This is a genomic window from Aurantimonas sp. A2-1-M11, assembly GCF_036549475.1.
GTDB lineage: Bacteria > Pseudomonadota > Alphaproteobacteria > Rhizobiales > Rhizobiaceae > Aurantimonas.
Genome location: NZ_JAZHLI010000023.1, coordinates 36,766 through 54,072, shown reverse-complemented (window position 1 = coordinate 54,072; position 17,307 = coordinate 36,766). Strand labels below are relative to the sequence as shown.

14 protein-coding genes are annotated in these 17,307 nt (G+C 69.1%); 6 read left to right on the top strand and 8 right to left on the bottom strand.

The annotated features are described in order from the left end of the window. Nucleotides 1-32: 32 nt before the first annotated feature. Both pdxY and VQ042_RS12485 read right to left on the bottom strand, forming a co-directional pair. Complete coding sequence (gene pdxY / locus VQ042_RS12490) at nucleotides 33-926, bottom strand: pyridoxal kinase PdxY (RefSeq protein ID WP_331819696.1); 894 nt, start codon at nucleotides 924-926, stop codon at nucleotides 33-35. Nucleotides 927-935: 9 nt separating this feature from the next. After that, on the bottom strand, nucleotides 936-1,193 hold the full coding sequence (locus tag VQ042_RS12485; RefSeq protein WP_331819694.1) for a hypothetical protein: 258 nt from the start codon (nucleotides 1,191-1,193) through the stop codon (nucleotides 936-938). 121 nt (nucleotides 1,194-1,314) lie between these two features. Here VQ042_RS12485 and VQ042_RS12480 point away from each other — a divergent pair, with 121 nt between their 5' ends. From VQ042_RS12480 to VQ042_RS12470, 3 genes are read left to right on the top strand one after another with little or no spacing between them, the layout of a single operon-like run. Further along, the gene (locus VQ042_RS12480) at nucleotides 1,315-1,944 is read left to right on the top strand and encodes a LemA family protein (RefSeq protein WP_331819692.1); all 630 of its coding nucleotides are present in this window, start codon (nucleotides 1,315-1,317) and stop codon (nucleotides 1,942-1,944) included. Nucleotides 1,945-1,981: 37 nt separating this feature from the next. Next, nucleotides 1,982-2,839, top strand: a complete 858-nt coding sequence (locus VQ042_RS12475) for a TPM domain-containing protein (RefSeq protein WP_331819690.1) — start codon at nucleotides 1,982-1,984, stop codon at nucleotides 2,837-2,839. 1 nt (nucleotide 2,840) lies between these two features. Next, nucleotides 2,841-3,479 carry a TPM domain-containing protein gene (locus VQ042_RS12470; RefSeq protein WP_331819688.1) on the top strand — a complete coding sequence of 213 codons (639 nt, stop codon included), beginning with the start codon at nucleotides 2,841-2,843 and terminating at the stop codon, nucleotides 3,477-3,479. 166 nt (nucleotides 3,480-3,645) lie between these two features. Here the strand turns inward: VQ042_RS12470 and VQ042_RS12465 are convergent, their stop codons facing one another. Further along, entirely contained in the window at nucleotides 3,646-4,230 is a 585-nt protein-coding gene (locus VQ042_RS12465; RefSeq protein ID WP_331819686.1) for a peroxidase-related enzyme, read from the bottom strand. Between the two features lie 112 nt (nucleotides 4,231-4,342). On the opposite strand from VQ042_RS12465, the gene VQ042_RS12460 reads away from it, so the two are divergent. Beyond that, entirely contained in the window at nucleotides 4,343-9,247 is a 4,905-nt protein-coding gene (locus tag VQ042_RS12460; RefSeq protein ID WP_331819684.1) for an NAD-glutamate dehydrogenase, read from the top strand. A 71-nt stretch (nucleotides 9,248-9,318) separates the two neighbouring features. On the opposite strand, the gene VQ042_RS12455 is transcribed toward VQ042_RS12460, so the two are convergent. Continuing rightward, nucleotides 9,319-9,447 carry a hypothetical protein gene (locus VQ042_RS12455; RefSeq protein WP_331819682.1) on the bottom strand — a complete coding sequence of 43 codons (129 nt, stop codon included), beginning with the start codon at nucleotides 9,445-9,447 and terminating at the stop codon, nucleotides 9,319-9,321. Between the two features lie 153 nt (nucleotides 9,448-9,600). Here VQ042_RS12455 and VQ042_RS12450 point away from each other — a divergent pair, with 153 nt between their 5' ends. Both VQ042_RS12450 and VQ042_RS12445 read left to right on the top strand, forming a co-directional pair. Beyond that, the gene (locus VQ042_RS12450) at nucleotides 9,601-10,479 is read left to right on the top strand and encodes an MOSC domain-containing protein (protein WP_331819680.1); all 879 of its coding nucleotides are present in this window, start codon (nucleotides 9,601-9,603) and stop codon (nucleotides 10,477-10,479) included. Then, nucleotides 10,476-11,930 carry an MFS transporter gene (locus VQ042_RS12445; RefSeq protein WP_331819678.1) on the top strand — a complete coding sequence of 485 codons (1,455 nt, stop codon included), beginning with the start codon at nucleotides 10,476-10,478 and terminating at the stop codon, nucleotides 11,928-11,930. Before VQ042_RS12450 ends, VQ042_RS12445 begins: the two co-directional genes overlap by 4 nt. Nucleotides 11,931-11,947: 17 nt before the next feature. On the opposite strand, the gene purH is transcribed toward VQ042_RS12445, so the two are convergent. From purH to VQ042_RS12425, 4 genes are all read right to left on the bottom strand, one after another. Further along, the gene (purH, locus tag VQ042_RS12440) at nucleotides 11,948-13,564 is read right to left on the bottom strand and encodes a bifunctional phosphoribosylaminoimidazolecarboxamide formyltransferase/IMP cyclohydrolase (protein ID WP_331819676.1); all 1,617 of its coding nucleotides are present in this window, start codon (nucleotides 13,562-13,564) and stop codon (nucleotides 11,948-11,950) included. A gap of 91 nt (nucleotides 13,565-13,655) precedes the next feature. Then, the gene (locus VQ042_RS12435) at nucleotides 13,656-13,871 is read right to left on the bottom strand and encodes a hypothetical protein (RefSeq protein WP_331819674.1); all 216 of its coding nucleotides are present in this window, start codon (nucleotides 13,869-13,871) and stop codon (nucleotides 13,656-13,658) included. 56 nt (nucleotides 13,872-13,927) lie between these two features. Beyond that, nucleotides 13,928-15,601, bottom strand: coding sequence for a heparinase II/III family protein (locus VQ042_RS12430; RefSeq protein WP_331819672.1), 1,674 nt, complete (start codon nucleotides 15,599-15,601; stop codon nucleotides 13,928-13,930). A gap of 204 nt (nucleotides 15,602-15,805) precedes the next feature. Then, on the bottom strand, nucleotides 15,806-17,230 hold the full coding sequence (locus VQ042_RS12425) for an RsmB/NOP family class I SAM-dependent RNA methyltransferase (protein ID WP_442880074.1): 1,425 nt from the start codon (nucleotides 17,228-17,230) through the stop codon (nucleotides 15,806-15,808). Nucleotides 17,231-17,307: the final 77 nt, after the last annotated feature.

Sequence of the window (17,307 nt, the reverse complement as noted above, 5' to 3'; positions counted from 1 at the left end):
GCGCCCACCGTGCCTATGCGCGCCCACCGTGCCTATGCGCGCCGGTTGCCGCCCGGATAGGCCAGCCGGCGCATCTGCACCATGGCCATCGGATGCTTCAGGCTGTCGATGTCGGTTTCCAGGGTCAGTTCGTCGGCGCCGCGCTTGGTGGTGCGCGCCAGGATCTCGAACACCGTGGCCGTCGAGCTCTGCAGGGCCTTCTCGCCCTTCGCCCCCGACAGGGTGCGGGCGAGGAACATCGCCGCGGTCAGATCGCCGAGACCGTGCGGGGCATTCTCCACCACGCGGTGTTCGGCGAGGATCGCCTGGAAGTCGCGTACCAGGAGATTGCCGATCCCGCCGCGCAGCATCGGGAAGGCCGAGGTCACGACGACCGTCTCCGGCCCCAGGGTCGCAGCCGCCTCGATCAGATGGGAATTGTCGGTGAAGTCGAGCCCGGTGAGGAATTCCAGCTCGAAGCGGTTCGGGGTGGCGATGTCGGCGAGCGGGATCAGACGATCGCGGATGGCCTCGACGGTCGCCTGTGGCTGGTACATGCGACCGCGATCGCCGAGCACCGGGTCGCAGATATAGGTCGCCGCAGGATTGGCGCGCTTGACCGCCTCCACCAGCCGGGCGGTCGGCTCGACCTGGGTCTCGTCGCCGAAATAGCCGGTCAGCAACGCGCCCACCTCGCCGAGCCAGGGCGATCGGGCCAGATCGTCCATCAGCGCCGCGAAATCTGCCGCCGGCGGCACGATCCGCGTCGCCGGTCCGTGGCCGGGATGCCAGGGCAGCGTCACCGTCGGCACGGACCAGACGGGAAAGCCGAGGGACTCCAGCGCGAAGACCGCGGCCCGATTGCCCACGGTGCCGCGCACCACATGGCTGGAGACACAGATGACCGCCGGGCGGTCGTGATGATCGGAAGGCACGGCTATCGACATGTCGGGCGTTCAGGAGCGCATGAGGTAGTCGGCCAGGAGCAGGCCGAACACGATGAAGCCGACGACACCGGCCAGCCGGCCGATCCGCGTGCCGATGACCTCGATCCGGTCGTTTGGCTCGGCATCGCTGGCCATGAAATGGTCGCGGGTGCGAAACAGGAGGGAAAAGGTATGGGCACCGATCTGCGGCTCCGTTTCCTGCCGGATCCGTTCCAGGATCGCCTTGGCTTCGCGTTGCCGCGCATCGTCGTCGTGAGGCCGGGTCATGGGAAAGCTCTGTCCCAAAACCCCGGCGAGGGCAACAGCCCGAGCGCAACGATTGTCTTCTGCAACGCTTCGCGATGCGCTAGACATGCGCCGGTGAAGCCTTTCCGACCGGAGATCGTCGATGCCGTTCCTTGCCAAGACCTTCCCGTCGCCCCGGCTCCGCACATCTTTGACGGCGCTGGCCCTCGCGCTGCTGGTCCCGATGCTGTCGGCCTGCGGGATCAACGCCATCCCGACCTATCAGGAGCAGGCGCGTGCGGCCTGGTCGCAGGTCGAGAACCAGTATCAGCGCCGGGCCGACCTGATCCCCAATCTGATCGAGACCGTGAAGGGCTTCGCCGCCCAGGAGCGCGAGGTCCTGACCGCCGTGGTCAAGGCGCGGGCCAAGGCGACGCAGATCACCGTGAACGCCGACCAGCTCTCGGATCCCGCGATGGTGCAGCAGTTTCAGGCCGCCCAGGATCAGCTCGGCGGCGCCCTCTCGCGGCTGCTGGCAACGGTGGAGGCCTATCCGGACCTGAAGTCCAACCAGAACTTCCTGGCCCTGCAGAGCCAGCTCGAAGGCACCGAGAACCGCATCGCGGTCGCCCGGCGCGACTACATCGACGCCGTCCGGGTCTACAACACCGAACTGCGGACGATTCCCGGCCGCTGGATCGCCTCGTTGTTCTATCCCGAGGCGGAGGCGATGGAACCCTTCACCGCGACGGCCGGTTCGGCGACGCCGCCGCAGGTCGATTTCGGCCAGTGAGCCGATGGCCAGCCCCCTGATGGAAAGGCCAGCGCGCATGGATCGGTCCCGGCAACATCGTCCGGCAGGAACGCGATACGCTCGCGCGCTCATCGCCGTCTGCCGCGGGCTCGCGCTCGCCCTCGTCCTCGGGCTGGCCACGCCGGCCGCAGCGCAGGAATTCCCGCCCCTGACGGGCCGCGTCGTCGACACGGCCGAACTCCTCGATCCGGCCGCCGAAGCCACCCTGACGGACAAGCTGGCGGCTTTCGAGGCCAGCTCCAGCGATCAGGTCGTCATCGTCACCGTGCCGGACCTGCAAGGCTTCGAGATCGCCGACTACACCTATCGCCTCGGCCGCGAATGGGGGATCGGGCAGGCCGACGAGAACAACGGCGTGGTGCTTCTGGTCAGCCGCGACGACCGCGAAGTCCGCATCGAGGTCGGATACGGCCTCGAAGGCACCCTCACAGACGCTCTCTCCTCGCTGATCATCCAGAACGACATCCTGCCGGCCTTTCGCGGCGGCGACTATCCGGGCGGCATCTCGCGCGGCGTCGACGGCATCCTCCAGGTGCTTTCCGGCGATGCCGCGGAACTGGAGGCGCGCGCCGAGCGCAATCAGGACTGGAGCGGTGACGACGTCGCCGGCATTGCCTTCACGCTGATGTTTTTCGGCATCTGGATCTTCGTCCTCGGTGGCCTCGCCATGACCGGCCTCGCCCGCCGCTTCGGCAAGAAGGTCGGCCGCAACCGCTATCGCTGGCTCGGCATGACCTGGGCCCTCGGCGAGGCTGCACGCATGTCGGGGTCGCGCGGCGGCTTCGGGCGCAGCAGTGGCGGCTTCTCGGGAGGCGGCGGCTTTTCCGGTGGCGGCGGATCATTTGGCGGCGGCGGATCTTCGGGGAGCTGGTGACATGGCACGACTGACCTTCACCCCGGCCGACCACGCCCGCATCGCTTCGGCGATCCGCCAGGCCGAGATCGCCACGACCGGGGAGATCTACGCGGTCTTTGCCCGGGCGAGCGACGGCTATCATTTCGTCTCGGCGACCGCCGCCCTCGCCATCGCGCTTCTGGTGGCCGGTCTCTCCCTGCTGCTGGCGCCGCTCTTCGGCATCGCAGTGCCCGCCGCCGCGCTGCTGGGCGGGCAGATCGTCGTCGTGCTGGCCATGCTCGCGGCTTTCGCCCTCTCCCAGCGCCTGCGCATGGCCTTCGTTCCGCGCGCCATCGCCGAGCGCCGGGCCCACCGTGCGGCGCTGCAGCAGTTCTTCGCCCACAATCTCCACACGACGGCCGGACGCACCGGCATCCTGATCTTCGTTTCCGAAGCCGAGCGTTACGCCGAGATCGTCGCCGATGACGCCATCGCGGCGAAGGTGCCCCAGGAGACCTGGGACGCGATCGTCGCCGACCTCGTCGATGCGGCCCGCGAGGATCATCTCGCCGACGGCTATGTCGCCGCGGCGCATGCCGCCGGCGCCATCCTCACCGAACACTTTCCCGGCGACCCCCGCAATCCCAACGAGATCCCCGACCGGCTGGTGGAGATCTGAGGGCGACGTTTCCACGCCCCCACTGCCGATTCAGCCGAGGTCGAACGCGGACCGCACGGCAATCCACGCCAAGACGTGGATCCTTGGGACAAGCCCCTGCTCGAGCGTCGGAGGTGATGCTACGCTCAGCGGTCCGCGAGCGACGCCGCGCATCTCGACCATGCTTTCAACGCGACCGCGTCATGGCGTGATACTCGGCGTTCGGCCGCATGTCGGTGGCCGAGGCGACGCGGTTGGACATGGCGAAGAACGCCGCCACCGCGGCAATGTCGAAGATCGCCCGGTTGGAATAGCCAACGTCGCGCAGGGCCTGCCGGTCCGCCTCGACGATCGTGTCCGGCCGCTCGGTGAGTTGCACGACGAAATCCAGCATCGCGGCACGCTGGTCGTCGAGGCCGGCAGCCCGCCAGTTCTGCGCGATCGCCTCGCCGAAGCCCGGATCGCCGGAGAGCTGGCGCACCGCCGCGCCATGGGCGGTGAGGCAGTAATGGCAGTGATTAATCGAGGAGACGACCACCGCGATGATCTCGCGGTCGAGCTTCGACAGCTCGCTCTCGCCCAGCATCAGGTCGTTGTAGAAGGCGGAGAACGCCTCCAGCTTGCGTTCGTCGAAGGCGTAGGCGAGGAGCACGTTCGGCACCAGGCCGAGCTTGTCCTGGCATTTGGCGAAGAACGCCCGGGTGCGCTCCGACAGGGGGTCGGCCACGGCAAGATCGAGGGCCGTCACGGATCTGTCCTGTTCGTTCGTCATGCTTCCTCCCACATTCGTCCGGCGTCCGGACGCGTCCTGCCCTCGAAGGTCGAGAACGGATTCCTATGATAGGGTGTCGGACACGACAAGCAGTCGCATCGGAGGGGCACCCATGGATCATCCCGCAACGAGCAAGACGGAGATCCTGTCTGCGGTTGAAGCGGCCATCGGGGAGACCGGCGCGGAGGCCATTCTCGCCCCGCTGCTGTTCGCCCGTCCGCCGGCCGAGGACCTGGCCGAGTTCGAGCCCGAGGCGCTGGCGCTGGCGGCCCGCGCCGGCCTCGACGCGCTCGGCGATCATCGGCGCGGTGGGTATCTGGTGCGGATCGAGCAGCGGCCCGGCTTCCGCCTGCGGGGCGGCCAGCCGCTCGAACTGATCACCGTCGTCAGCGACGACATGCCGTTCCTGTTCGATTCGGTCACCGCCGAGATCGCCGACTCGGCGTTCGGCATCCGCTACATCTCCCATCCGATCCTCGACGTGCTACGCGGATCGGACGGCCAGGTCTCCAGCTTCTCCGCCTCCCACCCCCGCGACATGGTCCAGAGCGACGCCGGCCGCACGAGCCTCATCCAGTTCGCCGTGGATCCCCTGGGCGAAGGCGATGCGAGCGCTGCGCTGAAGACCCGGCTGGAGTCGATCCTTGCCCAGGTCGCCAACGCCAATGCCGATTTCGACGCCATGCGCAATCGCGCCAGCGAGGCCGTGGAGGCCCTGCGGCGGCAGACCGTCCGCCTGTCGGACGACGACCTTCGGACGACCTTCGAGGAAGCCGCCCTTCTGCTCGAATGGCTGCGCGACGACAATTTCATCTTCCTTGGCTGCCGCGAATACGATTACCTGCCCGGCAGCGACGGCGAGGCGCTGGAGCGCCGCGACGACGCCGGCCTCGGCATCCTCACCGATCCCGACGTGCGCATTCTCGGCCGGCCGGGCCGCGGCATGACGACGACGCCGGAGATCCGCGCCTTCCTCGAGGCGCCGACCCCGCTCATCGTCACCAAGGCCAATGCCCGGTCGGTGGTCCACCGCCGCGCCTACATGGATTACGTCGGGGTCAAGCAGTTCGACGCGGAGGGCAATTTCATCGGTGAGTTGCGCATCGTCGGCCTGTTCACCTCCAGCGCCTACACCCGCTCGATCCTGACCATTCCCTATCTGCGGCTGAAGGCCGAGACGGTGATCAGCCGCTCCGGCCTGCGCCCCGGCTCGCATTCGGCCAAGGCGCTGCTCAACGCGCTGGAATCCTATTCCCGCGACGAGGTCTTCCAGATCGACGTCGCGCTCCTGGAGCGCTACGCCTCGACCATCGTCGAACTGGGGGAGCGGCCGCGGGTCAAGATCCTGTCTCGCGTCGACCGGTTCCACCGCTTCGTCTCCGTTCTCGTCTTCGTGCCGCGCGAGCGCTACGATTCGCGCCTGCGCGAGCGCATCGGGCTGCTGCTTGCCGACGCCTATGACGGCCATGTCTCGGCCTATTACCCGGCCTTCCCCGAAGGCCCGCTGGCTCGCGTCCACTTCATCATCGGCCGCGCCGGCGGCACCACGCCCGAAGTCGACACGGCGCGCCTGGAGGCGCGCGTCGTGGAGATGGCCAAGAACTGGGAGGACGAGTTCATTGCCGCCCTCTCGGCCGCCGGGCATGCGGGCGAGTACGGCCGGCTGGCTCCCGGCCTGCCGGAGAGCTACCGCGACGTGGTGTCTGCCCACGAAGCCGTCGAGGATGCCGGCGTCATCATGGCCCTCGCGGACGGGGACCCCGTGCGCGTCACCTTCCATCGCCGCGAGCGCGACCCGGCCGACATGCTGCGGCTGAAGATCTACCATCTCGGTGAGGCCGTCGCCCTCTCCACCCGCGTGCCGATCCTGGAGAACATGGGCTTCTCCGCCGTGTCGGAGCGCACCTTCCGGATCGTGCGCCCGGATGGCGAGACGGTCCACATCCACGACATGGACCTGGTGCGCAGCCGCGGCGGCGAGATCGCGCTCGGCGACGGCGGTGCGGCGCTGGCGGCGACCTTTGCCTGCGTCTGGGCCGGCCGCATCGAGAATGACGGCTTCAACGCGCTGGTGCTGGAGGCCGGGCTGGACCTGCGCCAGGCCAATGTGCTGCGCGCTTATTCTCGCTATCTGCGCCAGACGGGCCTTGCCTATTCGCCCGACTATCTGGGCGCTGCCCTGATGCGCCAGCCGGGCCTTGCCCGCCTCCTGTGGGACCTGTTCGCCACCAGCTTCGATCCCGAGCGCCCTTCCCCGCCGGCGGACGACGACGCGGCCGACGATGGCGGCACTGAACCGGTGGCCCGGCAGGCCCGTTGGGCCCGCCAGCGCGGCGCCGGCGAGATCCACGCGGCGATCTGCGCGGCCCTGGAGGATGTCGATTCCATCGACGACGACCGCATCGTGCGCCGCTTCATGGGCGCCATCCTCGCCACCCTGCGTACCAATTACTACGCCGTCGACGGCATCTCGGCCGAACCGGTCTCCGAGCCCGGCGCGGTCTTTCCGGCGCTCGCCTTCAAGTTCGACTCCGCCGCCGTCGAGGGCCTGCCCGCACCGGTGCCCTATCGCGAGATCTTCGTGTTCGACGCCCGCGTCGAGGGCGTGCATCTGCGTTTCGGCCCGGTCGCCCGCGGCGGCCTGCGCTGGTCCGACCGGGCCCAGGACTACCGCACCGAGGTGCTCGGCCTGGTCAAGGCCCAGCAGGTCAAGAACGCGGTGATCGTGCCGGTCGGCGCCAAGGGCGGCTTCTATCCCAAGCGCCTGCCCGACCCCTCCGACCGGGACGCCTGGTTCTCGGCAGGCCGCTCGGCCTATGTGGTTTTCATCGCCTCGCTCCTGTCGATCACCGACAACATCGTCGGCGAGGACGTGGTCACGCCGCCGCGCGTTACCCGCTATGACGGCAACGACCCCTATTTCGTCGTGGCCGCCGACAAGGGCACGGCGACCTTCTCCGACACCGCCAACGCCATCGCCCAGTCGAACGAATTCTGGCTCGACGACGCCTTCGCCAGCGGCGGCTCGGCCGGCTACGACCACAAGGCCATGGGCATCACCGCCCGCGGCGCCTGGGAGGCGGTCAAGCGCCACTTCCGCGAGATGGACCGCCACATCCAGAGCGAGCCCTTCACCGTGGTCGGCTGCGGCGACATGTCGGGCGACGTCTTCGGCAACGGCATGCTGCTGTCGCGGACGACGCGCCTGATCGCCGCCTTCGACCATCGCGACATCTTCATCGATCCCGATCCGGACCCGGCCGTCTCCTTCGCCGAGCGCCAGCGCCTGTTCGAGACACCGCGCTCGTCGTGGAACGACTATGACCGGGACAAGATCTCGGCGGGCGGCGGCGTCTTCTCCCGGCGCGAGAAGCTAATAAAGCTGTCCCAGGAAGCCGCGGACGCGATCGGCTGGGACCGGCGCTCGGGCACCCCGGCCGAGATCATCACCGCCATCCTCAAGGCGCCGGCCGATCTCCTGTGGTTCGGCGGCATCGGCACCTATGTGCGCGCCGGCAGCGAATCCAACGCCGATGTGGGCGACCGCGCCAATGACGCGGTACGCGTGGCCGCGTCCGACGTGAGGGCGAAGGTCGTCGGTGAAGGCGCCAATCTCGGCGTCACCCAGCGTGGTCGCATCGAGTTCGCCGCCTCGGGCGGGCGGATCAATTCCGACGCCATCGACAATTCGGCCGGCGTGAACACCTCGGACGTCGAGGTGAACATCAAGATCGCCCTGAAGAGTGCGATGGAAACCGGCCGCCTGACCCGCGAGGAGCGCGACCGACTGCTGGCGGATATGACAGACGAGGTGGCCGAACTAGTCCTGGCCAACAATTACGAGCAGACCCTCGCCTTGTCCCTGGAAGAACGGGCCGGCGCCGGCGCCCTCGCTTTGCAGGCCCGCTTCATGAGCGTCCTGGAGGAGGCCGGGGATCTCGACCGGGCGGTCGAGACGCTGCCCGGCGAAGCGGCCATCGCCGACCTGCGGGCCACGGGCCGCGGGCTCACCCGGCCCGAGATCGCGGTGCTGATCGCCTATGCCAAGATCACGCTGTTTGACCAGCTCGTCGCCAGCGAACTGCCCGACGATCCCTATCTGGAGGACCGGCTCGACGATTATTTCCCGGTCCCCATGCAGCGCGATTTCGCCAGGGACATCGAAGGCCATCGCCTTGGCCGCGAGATCATTGCCACCGTTCTGGCCAACGAGGTGGTCAACCGCACCGGACCGACCTTCGTCACGGTGCTGCGCGAATCCTCCGGCGCCTCGCCGGCGCAGATCGTCCAGGCCTTCATTGCCGCCAAGGACGGGCTCGACGTGCGCTCGCTCTATGAGCGGGTGGATGCGCTGGACGGAACCGTGCACGGCCGGACCCAGAACACGCTCTATGCCGAGATCGGCCGCTTCCTGATCCGCACCACGCGCTGGTATGTCCAGAACGAGGCCTTCGAGGACGGGCTGACCGGCGCCGTCGTCGCCAGCCGCGATGCGCTGGACAGGCTCAAGCCGCAGCTCGTGGACCTCGCCACGGAGATCGGCCGGGCCGAGGCCCAGTCGCGGGCAAGAAGCTTCGTCGAAAAGGGCGTGCCGGAGGATGTCGCCGACGCGATCTCGCTCCTGCCGCTGCTGTCCCTCGTACCGGACATCGCCTCTGTCTCACGTGAAACATCGACAGGGCTGGAGGAGACCATCGGCTGCTATTTCGGGATCACGAGGCAGTTCGAGATCGGCCGGCTGGAAGCGGCACTGTTCTCGCTCCAGACCGACGATTATTACGAGACGCTGGCGCTGGAACGGGCCGGCAGCCAGATCGCCGGGGCCCGGCGGCAGCTCACCGCGGCGGCACTGCGCGACTTCGGGCATGAGGCCGACCCGGCGGCGGCCTGGGCCGAGAGCCGCAAGGCGGCGGTCGGACGGATCGGCGGCCAGATCGGCGCGCTCGCCGGCTCGGGCGGCACGTCGGTGGCCCGCCTGACGGTCGCGGCGGGCCTGTTGTCGGATCTGGCGGGCTAGGGGCCGGTCAGTGCAATTCTGCAGGCGCCAGCCCGGCGCCGGCAAACCCGGCCGCCGGACTGGGCCGGGTGTCAGCTCTTCTTGGCGTCCGGGCGCGCCGATGCGAACTTGCCGGGGACCGTGACGGGCGCGGCTGCCTTCGTCTTGTCCGCCTTCGGCTTTCGAACTTCCTTGTTGCCGCGTACCTGACCCTTGGCCATGATTGTATCCTTTGTGGAATCCTGATTGATCCATTGACAGAATAGCACGTGGGGGCATCCCAAGAACCATCTTTTGCGTGATCCTGCACCGGCCGGCGCCGTCGCTGCGGGATGGGGGATGGACAGGGCTCAGTCAGGGGAAGTGGGGACACAATGGAACTCGGGTCGATCCATGTCCATCCGGTCAAGTCCGGTCGGGCGATCGATTGCGCCGACGGCCGGCTGGAGCTTTGGGGCCTGGCCGACGACCGTCGCTGGATGCTCGTCGACGAGAGCGGGCGATTTGTCTCCCAGCGCGAGCACCCGCCGCTGGCGCTGCTGGATGCCCAACCCGACCCCGACGGCCTGATCCTGACCTATGAGGATATTGGCGAACGCTTCGTGCCATATCCCGACGGAAGCGAACGGCTCGCCGTCACCATCTGGCACGACACGGTCGATGCCGCCCTGGCCGACCGCGAGACCAATGCGGCCCTGTCGCGATGGCTGCAAATGCCGGTCCGGCTCGTCCATCTCGACCGCACCGATGCCCGCGCCATCGATCCCGCCTGGGCGCCCGATGCGCCTAGCGCCAGCCCGGTGGCCCTGGGCGACGGCTTTCCGCTGCTCGTCGCCAACCGCGCCTCGTTGCGCGCACTCAATGGCGAGATCGTGCGCCACGGCGGCGAGCCCGTCCCCATGAGCCGGTTCCGGCCGAACCTGGTGATCGACGGCGCCGAGGCCTGGGCCGAGGACGATTGGGCAACGATCACCGTCGGTGCGGCAACGATCGATCTGGTCAAGCCCTGCGCGCGCTGCATCGTGACCCGCGTCGACCAGGCGACGGGGCACATCGCCGGCAGCGAGCCGCTGGATGCGATGCGCCGCATCCGCCTGTCGGCCATGCCGAAGGTGCCGGGCGTCCTGTTTGGCTGGAACGCGGTGCCGCGCAGTGCGGCCGGGATCCGGCGCGGCGATCCGGTGAGCGTCGTGGCGCGCCGCGGCGACGCCGCGCTCATCCGCGCGCCCCGTTCCGCCGGCATCGCCCCATGACGGAACTCGCCCCGACGATCGCCGGCCCGCCTTTCAGCGCTCCGTTCCGCCAGCGCGCGGTCTGGGGCTGGATGGCCTTCGACTTCGCCGCCCAGCCCTTCTTCACCGTCGTCATCACCTTCGTCTTCGGGCCCTATTTCGTTTCCCAGCTCGCCTCCGATCCCGCGACGGGGCAGGCCTGGTGGAGCGGCGCGGTCACCGTCGTCGGCATCTGCGTGGCGATCCTCTCGCCGTTTCTGGGCTCGATCGCCGACCGGGCGGGGCCGCGCAAGCCGTGGATCGCCAGCTTCGCCGTGGTCAAGATCATCGCGCTGCTGCTCCTGTGGTTCGCCGCGCCCGGCACGCCGCTGATCTATGCCGCCTGCCTCATCGTCTTCGCCATGGTCGCAGCCGAATTCTCCATCGTCTTCAACGATGCGATGATCCCGCGGCTGATCCACCGCGATTCGATCGGGCGGGTATCGAACGTGGCCTGGGGGCTCGGCTATGTCGGCGGGATCGTCTTCCTGTTCGTCACCCTCGCCTTTCTCGCCGGATCGCCGCAGACCGGTCTGACCCTGCTCGGTCTCGAGCCCTGGTTCGGCCTCGACCCGGCGCTGGGCGAAGGTGCCCGTGCGACCGGCCCCCTCGCCGCCCTGTGGTATCTGGTCTTCGTCCTGCCGATGTTCTTCCTGACGCCGGACCGCCGGAAGGCCGAGCCGATCCGCGTGGCCGCCCGCGACGGGCTCAAGGACCTGAAGGCCACCTATCGCGAGATCCGGGTGCGCGGCACGCTGTTCCGCTTCCTCGTGGCGCGCATGGTCTACCAGGACGGCGTCAACGCCCTGCTCGTGCTGGGCGGCGCATTTGCCGCCGGCATGTTCGGCTGGTCGATCACCGAGAGCGGGCTCTTCGGCGTCATCCTCAACGTCACCGCGATCATCGGCTGCATGGGCGCCAGCGTGCTGGACGCGCGGCTCGGCTCCAAGGCGGTGATCGTCGCCGCGATCCTCTGCCTGATGCTGGCGACGATCGGGATCGTCTCCACCGCACCGGGGTCGACCCTGTTCGGGCTGCTGACCTTCGAAGCGACCAATGCGCCGGGCCTCTTCGCGACACCGGCGGAAAAGAGCTACATCGTGTTCGGCCTGCTCATCGGTTTGGCCTTCGGGCCGGTGCAGGCGTCCTCGCGCTCCTGGCTGGCGCAGTCGGTCACCGCCGACGAGGCCGGCCGCTATTTCGGCTTCTACGCGCTGACCGGCCGGGCGACGTCCTTCCTCGGCACGGCAGCCGTGGCGGCCTTCACCGCGGTCGCCGCCGGTCTCACCGACCCGGCCACGGCCTCGCGCATCGGCATGTCGGCGCTGATCCTGTTCTTCGTGGTCGGCCTTGCAATCCTGTGGGGCACGCCCGGCCCCCGCGCGGTCGGCAAACGCCCGAACGGGGCGCGGCAGGACCAGCCGGCCGCGTAGCCGTCCGGATGCGAGCCCTAATGCCGGAAATGCCGCATGCCGGTCATGACCATGGCGATGTCGTTGTCGTCGGCCGCCTTGATCACCTCGTCGTCGCGCATCGAGCCGCCCGGCTGGATGACCGCGGTCGCACCGGCCGCCACCGCCGACAGGAGCCCGTCGGCGAAGGGGAAGAAGGCGTCCGAGGCGACCACCGCGCCGCGGGTCAGCGGCTCGGGCAGACCGGCAGCGGCGGCCGCATCCTCGGCCTTGCGCGCCGCGATGCGGGCCGAATCCACCCGGCTCATCTGTCCTGCGCCGACGCCGACCGTGGCCAGGTCGCGGGCATAGACGATGGCGTTGGACTTGACGTGCTTGGCGACCCGGAAGGCGAATTTCAGGTCCGCCAGTTCGGCCTCGCCCGGCGCCCGCCGCGTGACCACCTTCAAATCCAGATCGTCGACCACGCCGGCATCGCGCGACTGGACGAGAAGCCCGCCGGCAACCGACTTGACCATGCGGCCGGGGCTACGCGGATCCGGCAGGCCGCCGGTGAGCAGCAAACGCAGATTCTTCTTGCCGGCAACGATTGCGATGGCGTCCTCGTCGGCCTCGGGGGCGATGATGACCTCGGTGAAGACCTGGACGATCGCCTCGGCCGCCGCCCGGTCGAGCCGGCGGTTGAGCGCGACGATGCCGCCAAAGGCCGAGACCGGGTCGCAGGCGAGCGCCCGGAGATAGGCGTCCAGAAGGTCCGGGCCCTCGGCCACGCCGCAGGGATTGGCGTGCTTGATGATCGCGACCGCCGCCGTGCGCGCCGGATCGAATTCGGCGACCAGTTCGAAGGCCGCGTCGGTGTCGGTGATGTTGTTGTAGGACAGCGCCTTGCCCTGCACCTGGCGTGCCGTGGCAACGCCGGGACGGTGCTCGCCGGTCCGGTAGAACCCGGCCTCCTGATGCGGGTTCTCGCCATAGCGCAGCGCCTCCGACAGGGTACCGGAGAAGCTGACCCGCTGCGGCATCGCATCGGCTACTACGCCGGCAAACCATGTCGACACCGCCGCGTCGTAGGTCGCCGTGCGGGCATAGGCCGCCGCCGCCAGCCGGCGCCGCAGCGCCAGGTCGGTCTCGCCATCGGCCGTCTTCAGCGCCGCCAGCACCGTGTCGTAGTCGGCCGGATCGACCACCACGGTGACATAGCCGTGGTTCTTGGCGCCGGCGCGGATCATTGCCGGGCCACCGATGTCGATATTCTCGACGATTGTCGCCGTATCGGCGCCGCCGGCCAGCGTCTCCTCGAACGGGTAGAGATTAGAGACCAGGAGATCGATCCCCGCAATGCCGTGGGTCTCCATCGCCGTGGCATGCTCGGCATCGTCACGGATGCCCAGAAGCCCGCCATGGACGCCCGGATGCAGCGTCTTCACGCGGCCGTCCATGATCTCCGGAAAGCCCGTCAGTTCCGAGACGTCGCGCACCGCAAGACCCGCTTCGCTCAGCGCCCGGTAGGTGCCGCCGGTGGAAACCAGCTCGACGCCGAGGGCTGCAAGCTCGCGGGCAAAGGCCACCAGTCCGGTCTTGTCGAAGACGGAGAGCAGCGCGCGGCGTACCCGCACGCGATCGGGCGCCTGCGTGGCATTGGCTTTGAGGGACATCGGCGTTTCCTGGGTGGCACGGACGGGAGGTGTGCGCCCCTGATAGTCAGCCGCGCCGCATCCCACAATGGTCGCCGGGTCGCAGCAGCCGCTAGCGCGTCGCCGGGGCCGTGTCGGCAGGACCCGGATTGACCATGTCGTCGGGCGCGCCGCGGGCGATCGCCGAGCGCGCCTCGAGATCGTCCAGCGTGTCCGGCAGGACGCCGACGGCCCGGTTCATGCCGCCGCAGCCGGCCAGAAGCGCCAAGCAGAGGAAGAGAAGGGCGATCCGGGTCATGGCCTGCAGATGGGTACCCGGTCGGAACAATCCAGCCCCGTGGGTCTCGGGCGGATCTCGGGCGGAGAGGGCGACGCCCTCCCCGCTCAGCTCTCGCGCTCGAAGCGCCAGGCGATCCCGGCCGGGTCGTAGGCGTCGAAGAGCACCGCAAGCTGCAGCGTGCGCCGGGCACCGCCAGGATCGGCAAAGAAGATCGAATCCTCGATCTCCACCCGCGCATCTGCGCGAAACAGCCAGCGCTGGCCGCGCACGGCGAGCCGCACACCGTCGCCCGTCACCTCGACGCTGACCGTGGGATGCAGGTGGAAGCGTGCCGTCGCCTTGCCGGCATCGGTCCCTGTCCGCACCGTCGTGCTGCGCTGGAAGCTGTCATGGCCATCGACCGTCCAGCCATCCGCCGACAGCGCCAGCTGGCGCCGGTGCAGGAGGCCGGACTGCCGCTCATAGCCGTTATGGGAAGCCTCGAAGCCCTGGCCCGGATCGCCGAGTTCGCTCGACAGCACCTCGGTCGGACCGGGCACCAGCGGGGTCCCGAGAAACCGGTCGAGACTTTCCGACCGGGCGAAATGCGACGAGGAGCGGTCATCGAGGATCACCGTCGAATGGGCCGCCGTTGAGCGCGACAGGCGGCGCCATTCGGCGTCGGCCGTCAGCGGCCGCCCGCAATTGACCACGATGCGGCTCGCCTCGCAGGAAAGTTCGAAGCCGAGCGTGCCCGCATGGGCATTGCGCGAGACCAGCGCCGGCGGCGGGCAGCCGGTGTCGGCGACGATGACGCTGGAGCCGGAAGCCAGCCGGTGATAGCCCGACTGCCGCGCATGGGTGATCGGCTCGCCCAGCGTCTCGTCATAGCGCAGCAGGACCGTCATCAGGTGGATGTCGGACGCGCCCGAGCCGTTGAACAGCGCCAGCGAACCGTCGGAATGGCGGAAAAAGCGCACCGCCGGCAGCATCCGGTCGATCGCCGAGTAGAGCCCCTTGGGCAGTGCCTGGCCCTGGCGCAGATAGATCTGCCGCAGCGGGATCAGATCGGCCAGGATCGCCACAGGCGCAGCCGGATCGCGCGAGACGTGGCCGCCGTCGGGAAACACCTGCCGGTCGAGTTCCTCGGCCAGATGCCGGGCGGCGATCTTGATGCGCCCACTGGCCGTCGGCAGGCAGAGCGAGACGAAGGCGAGCGCCGTGCGCACCTGGAGTCGCGGCATGCCTTCCGGCGCCTCCTGCGCGACAGAACGCAGATAGCGCGCCTGGGAGGACAGGCTCTTCAGGAAGCGCCGCTGGAAGCCGGCATCGGCTTCGGCAAGCAGCATGTCGGCATGGCTCAGCCAGGCGATGACCCGCCGCGCGGCGACTGCCGGCTCGAAGGCCGGATCGCCGAGCGTGCCGCCCTTCATCCGGATCCAGTCGTCGACGAGGGTTCGGGCATTGGTGAGCGCCAGCGCGTCGCCGGCCTCGGCATGATGGCGCAGCCAGTCGAAACCGTGCAGTTCGGCGCCATAGGCCTCCGACGGCAGGATGGTCTGGAAGATCGAGGTGCGGCCCGGCTCGAGCAGCTGCCCGGCGAAGAAGAAGCGGCCAGAATAGATCGCCTCGGCGATCATCGGGTCGCCATGGCGCAGGCAGGGCGGCACGACCAGGAGCTGGCCTGCACGGCCGCCGGCGAAGCGCCAGCGATGCAGGGGGCCGGTGCGCAACCGTCGCCGCGCCCTGCGCCACACTTCACGCAGCGTCAGGACAGCGAGGAGCGGTTGACCTGCCAAGCTCGTCGACACTCCCAGACCCCAGTCCGGGCAACGCACCCGGTTTGCTTGTTGATATCCTTGGCTGACCCGTCGTGATCCGCCGTTCGGGCCACGATCAACAGGTCAGCGCAACAGCCAACACCTTCTGCGCATATGGTAAAAACTTCGCTAAGACTTGCGGCGAAAGCACGACCGAGGTCCGGCGGGAACCTGCGATCGCGCTCAGATCCGCTTCAGCCGCGCGGCATAGAAGCCGTCGAGCCCGCCGGTCGACGCCGTCCCCGCCGGACCGGCACCGCCCATCATGTCCGGCGTGGTGCGCAGGTCGCCCTCGGCCGTCAGCGCGAATTCCATGCCCGGCAGTTCGTCCGGCCGCACCGGATCGCGGACCATCTCCGGCCGCTCGGCGAGGAAGGCGGCGACGATCGCCTCACCCTCGGCCGGGTCGAGCGAGCAATTGGAGAACACCAGCCGGCCTCCAGGTGCCAGAAGGCGCGCCGCCTCGCCCAGCAGCCGGGCCTGCACTCCCGCCAGCTTCCCGATCTCGTCCGGATCCTTGGTGTAGGGCACGTCGGGATGGCGGCGGATCGTGCCGGTGGACGAGCATGGCGCATCCAGGAGGATGGCGTCGAAAGGCTCGGCGGGGACGAAGGCGGCGAGATCGCCCACGACCGTCTCGGCCTCCAGCGACAGCCGGGCCAGATTGCCCTTCAGCCGCTTCATCCGGTTGGCGTTGATGTCCAGCGCGGTCACCGCGCCGCCGGCCAGGATCAGCTGTGCCGTCTTGCCGCCCGGCGCGGCGCAGAGATCGGCGACGCGCTTGCCGGACAGATCCCCGAACAATCGCGCCGGCAGGGCGGCGGCCGCATCCTGCACCCACCATTCGCCCTCGGCAAAGCCGGCGAGCGCGGTCACGGGACCGTCGAAGCTGCCGAGGCGCACCGTGCCATTCGCCAGCACGGTGCCGCTCAGCGTCTCGGCCCAGCCCTCGGGGTCGCGCTTCACGGTCAGGTCGAGCGGCGCCGGCGTCAGATGGGCGCGCGCAATGGCCTCGGTCCGCTCGGCGCCATAGGCGGCAACCAGCCGCGCCGCCAGCCATTCCGGCATGTTCTCTGTCGCGGTCGCGACGCTGGCAAGCGCCTCCTTCTCGCGCGACAGGCGGCGAAGCACGGCATTGATCATGCCGGCGAAGCGCTGGCTGCGGGAATCGACATTCGCCGCTGCCACGGCAAGGTCCACGGCGGCCGAATCCGGCACGTCGAGAAACAGGATCTGCGTCGCACCCACATGCAATATGTGCTTCAGCGCCACTGCGTTCGGCGGCACCGGCCGGTCGAGGCAGGCATCGAGCGCCCGCGCGATGGTGCCGCGAAACCGCAACGCCGAGAGGATGATCGCCTTGACCAGGCCCTGGTCGCGACTCTCCAGCGCCCGGAAGCCCGGATGCCCGCCGGATGCGTCGAGCAGGCCGTCCGCCGAGGTCCGCGCGTCGATGATCGCCGACAGCAGCTTGGCGGCCACCAGCCGGGCGCCCAGGCCCGGCCGATCGCCGGCCGAATAGCCGTCCGGCACGAAACCATCGGGCCCGGCCGCAATGCGCGGTCCGCTCCCCGGACCGTCATCGCGCCGGGGCGCCTTGGCCGGCAACGGCCGCTTGCGCGGGGCCGAGCGGGTTGCATCGAAATTGCCGCCCCGGCGGGCTTTCCGGCCGTCCGATCCAGCGC

Excerpts from the sequence above, each read along its gene's own strand:
- VQ042_RS12480 (WP_331819692.1), top strand. The coding sequence starts at position 1,315 with ATGCCGTTCCTTGCCAAGACCTTCCCGTCGCCCCGGCTCCGCACATCT.
- VQ042_RS12485 (WP_331819694.1), bottom strand. The coding sequence starts at position 1,193 with ATGACCCGGCCTCACGACGACGATGCGCGGCAACGCGAAGCCAAGGCG.
- VQ042_RS12465 (WP_331819686.1), bottom strand. The coding sequence starts at position 4,230 with ATGACGAACGAACAGGACAGATCCGTGACGGCCCTCGATCTTGCCGTG.
- purH (WP_331819676.1), bottom strand. The coding sequence starts at position 13,564 with ATGTCCCTCAAAGCCAATGCCACGCAGGCGCCCGATCGCGTGCGGGTA.
- VQ042_RS12450 (WP_331819680.1), top strand. The coding sequence starts at position 9,601 with ATGGAACTCGGGTCGATCCATGTCCATCCGGTCAAGTCCGGTCGGGCG.
- VQ042_RS12460 (WP_331819684.1), top strand. The coding sequence starts at position 4,343 with ATGGATCATCCCGCAACGAGCAAGACGGAGATCCTGTCTGCGGTTGAA.
- pdxY (WP_331819696.1), bottom strand. The coding sequence starts at position 926 with ATGTCGATAGCCGTGCCTTCCGATCATCACGACCGCCCGGCGGTCATC.
- VQ042_RS12470 (WP_331819688.1), top strand. The coding sequence starts at position 2,841 with ATGGCACGACTGACCTTCACCCCGGCCGACCACGCCCGCATCGCTTCG.
- VQ042_RS12445 (WP_331819678.1), top strand. The coding sequence starts at position 10,476 with ATGACGGAACTCGCCCCGACGATCGCCGGCCCGCCTTTCAGCGCTCCG.
- VQ042_RS12455 (WP_331819682.1), bottom strand. The coding sequence starts at position 9,447 with ATGGCCAAGGGTCAGGTACGCGGCAACAAGGAAGTTCGAAAGCCGAAG.
- VQ042_RS12475 (WP_331819690.1), top strand. The coding sequence starts at position 1,982 with ATGGATCGGTCCCGGCAACATCGTCCGGCAGGAACGCGATACGCTCGC.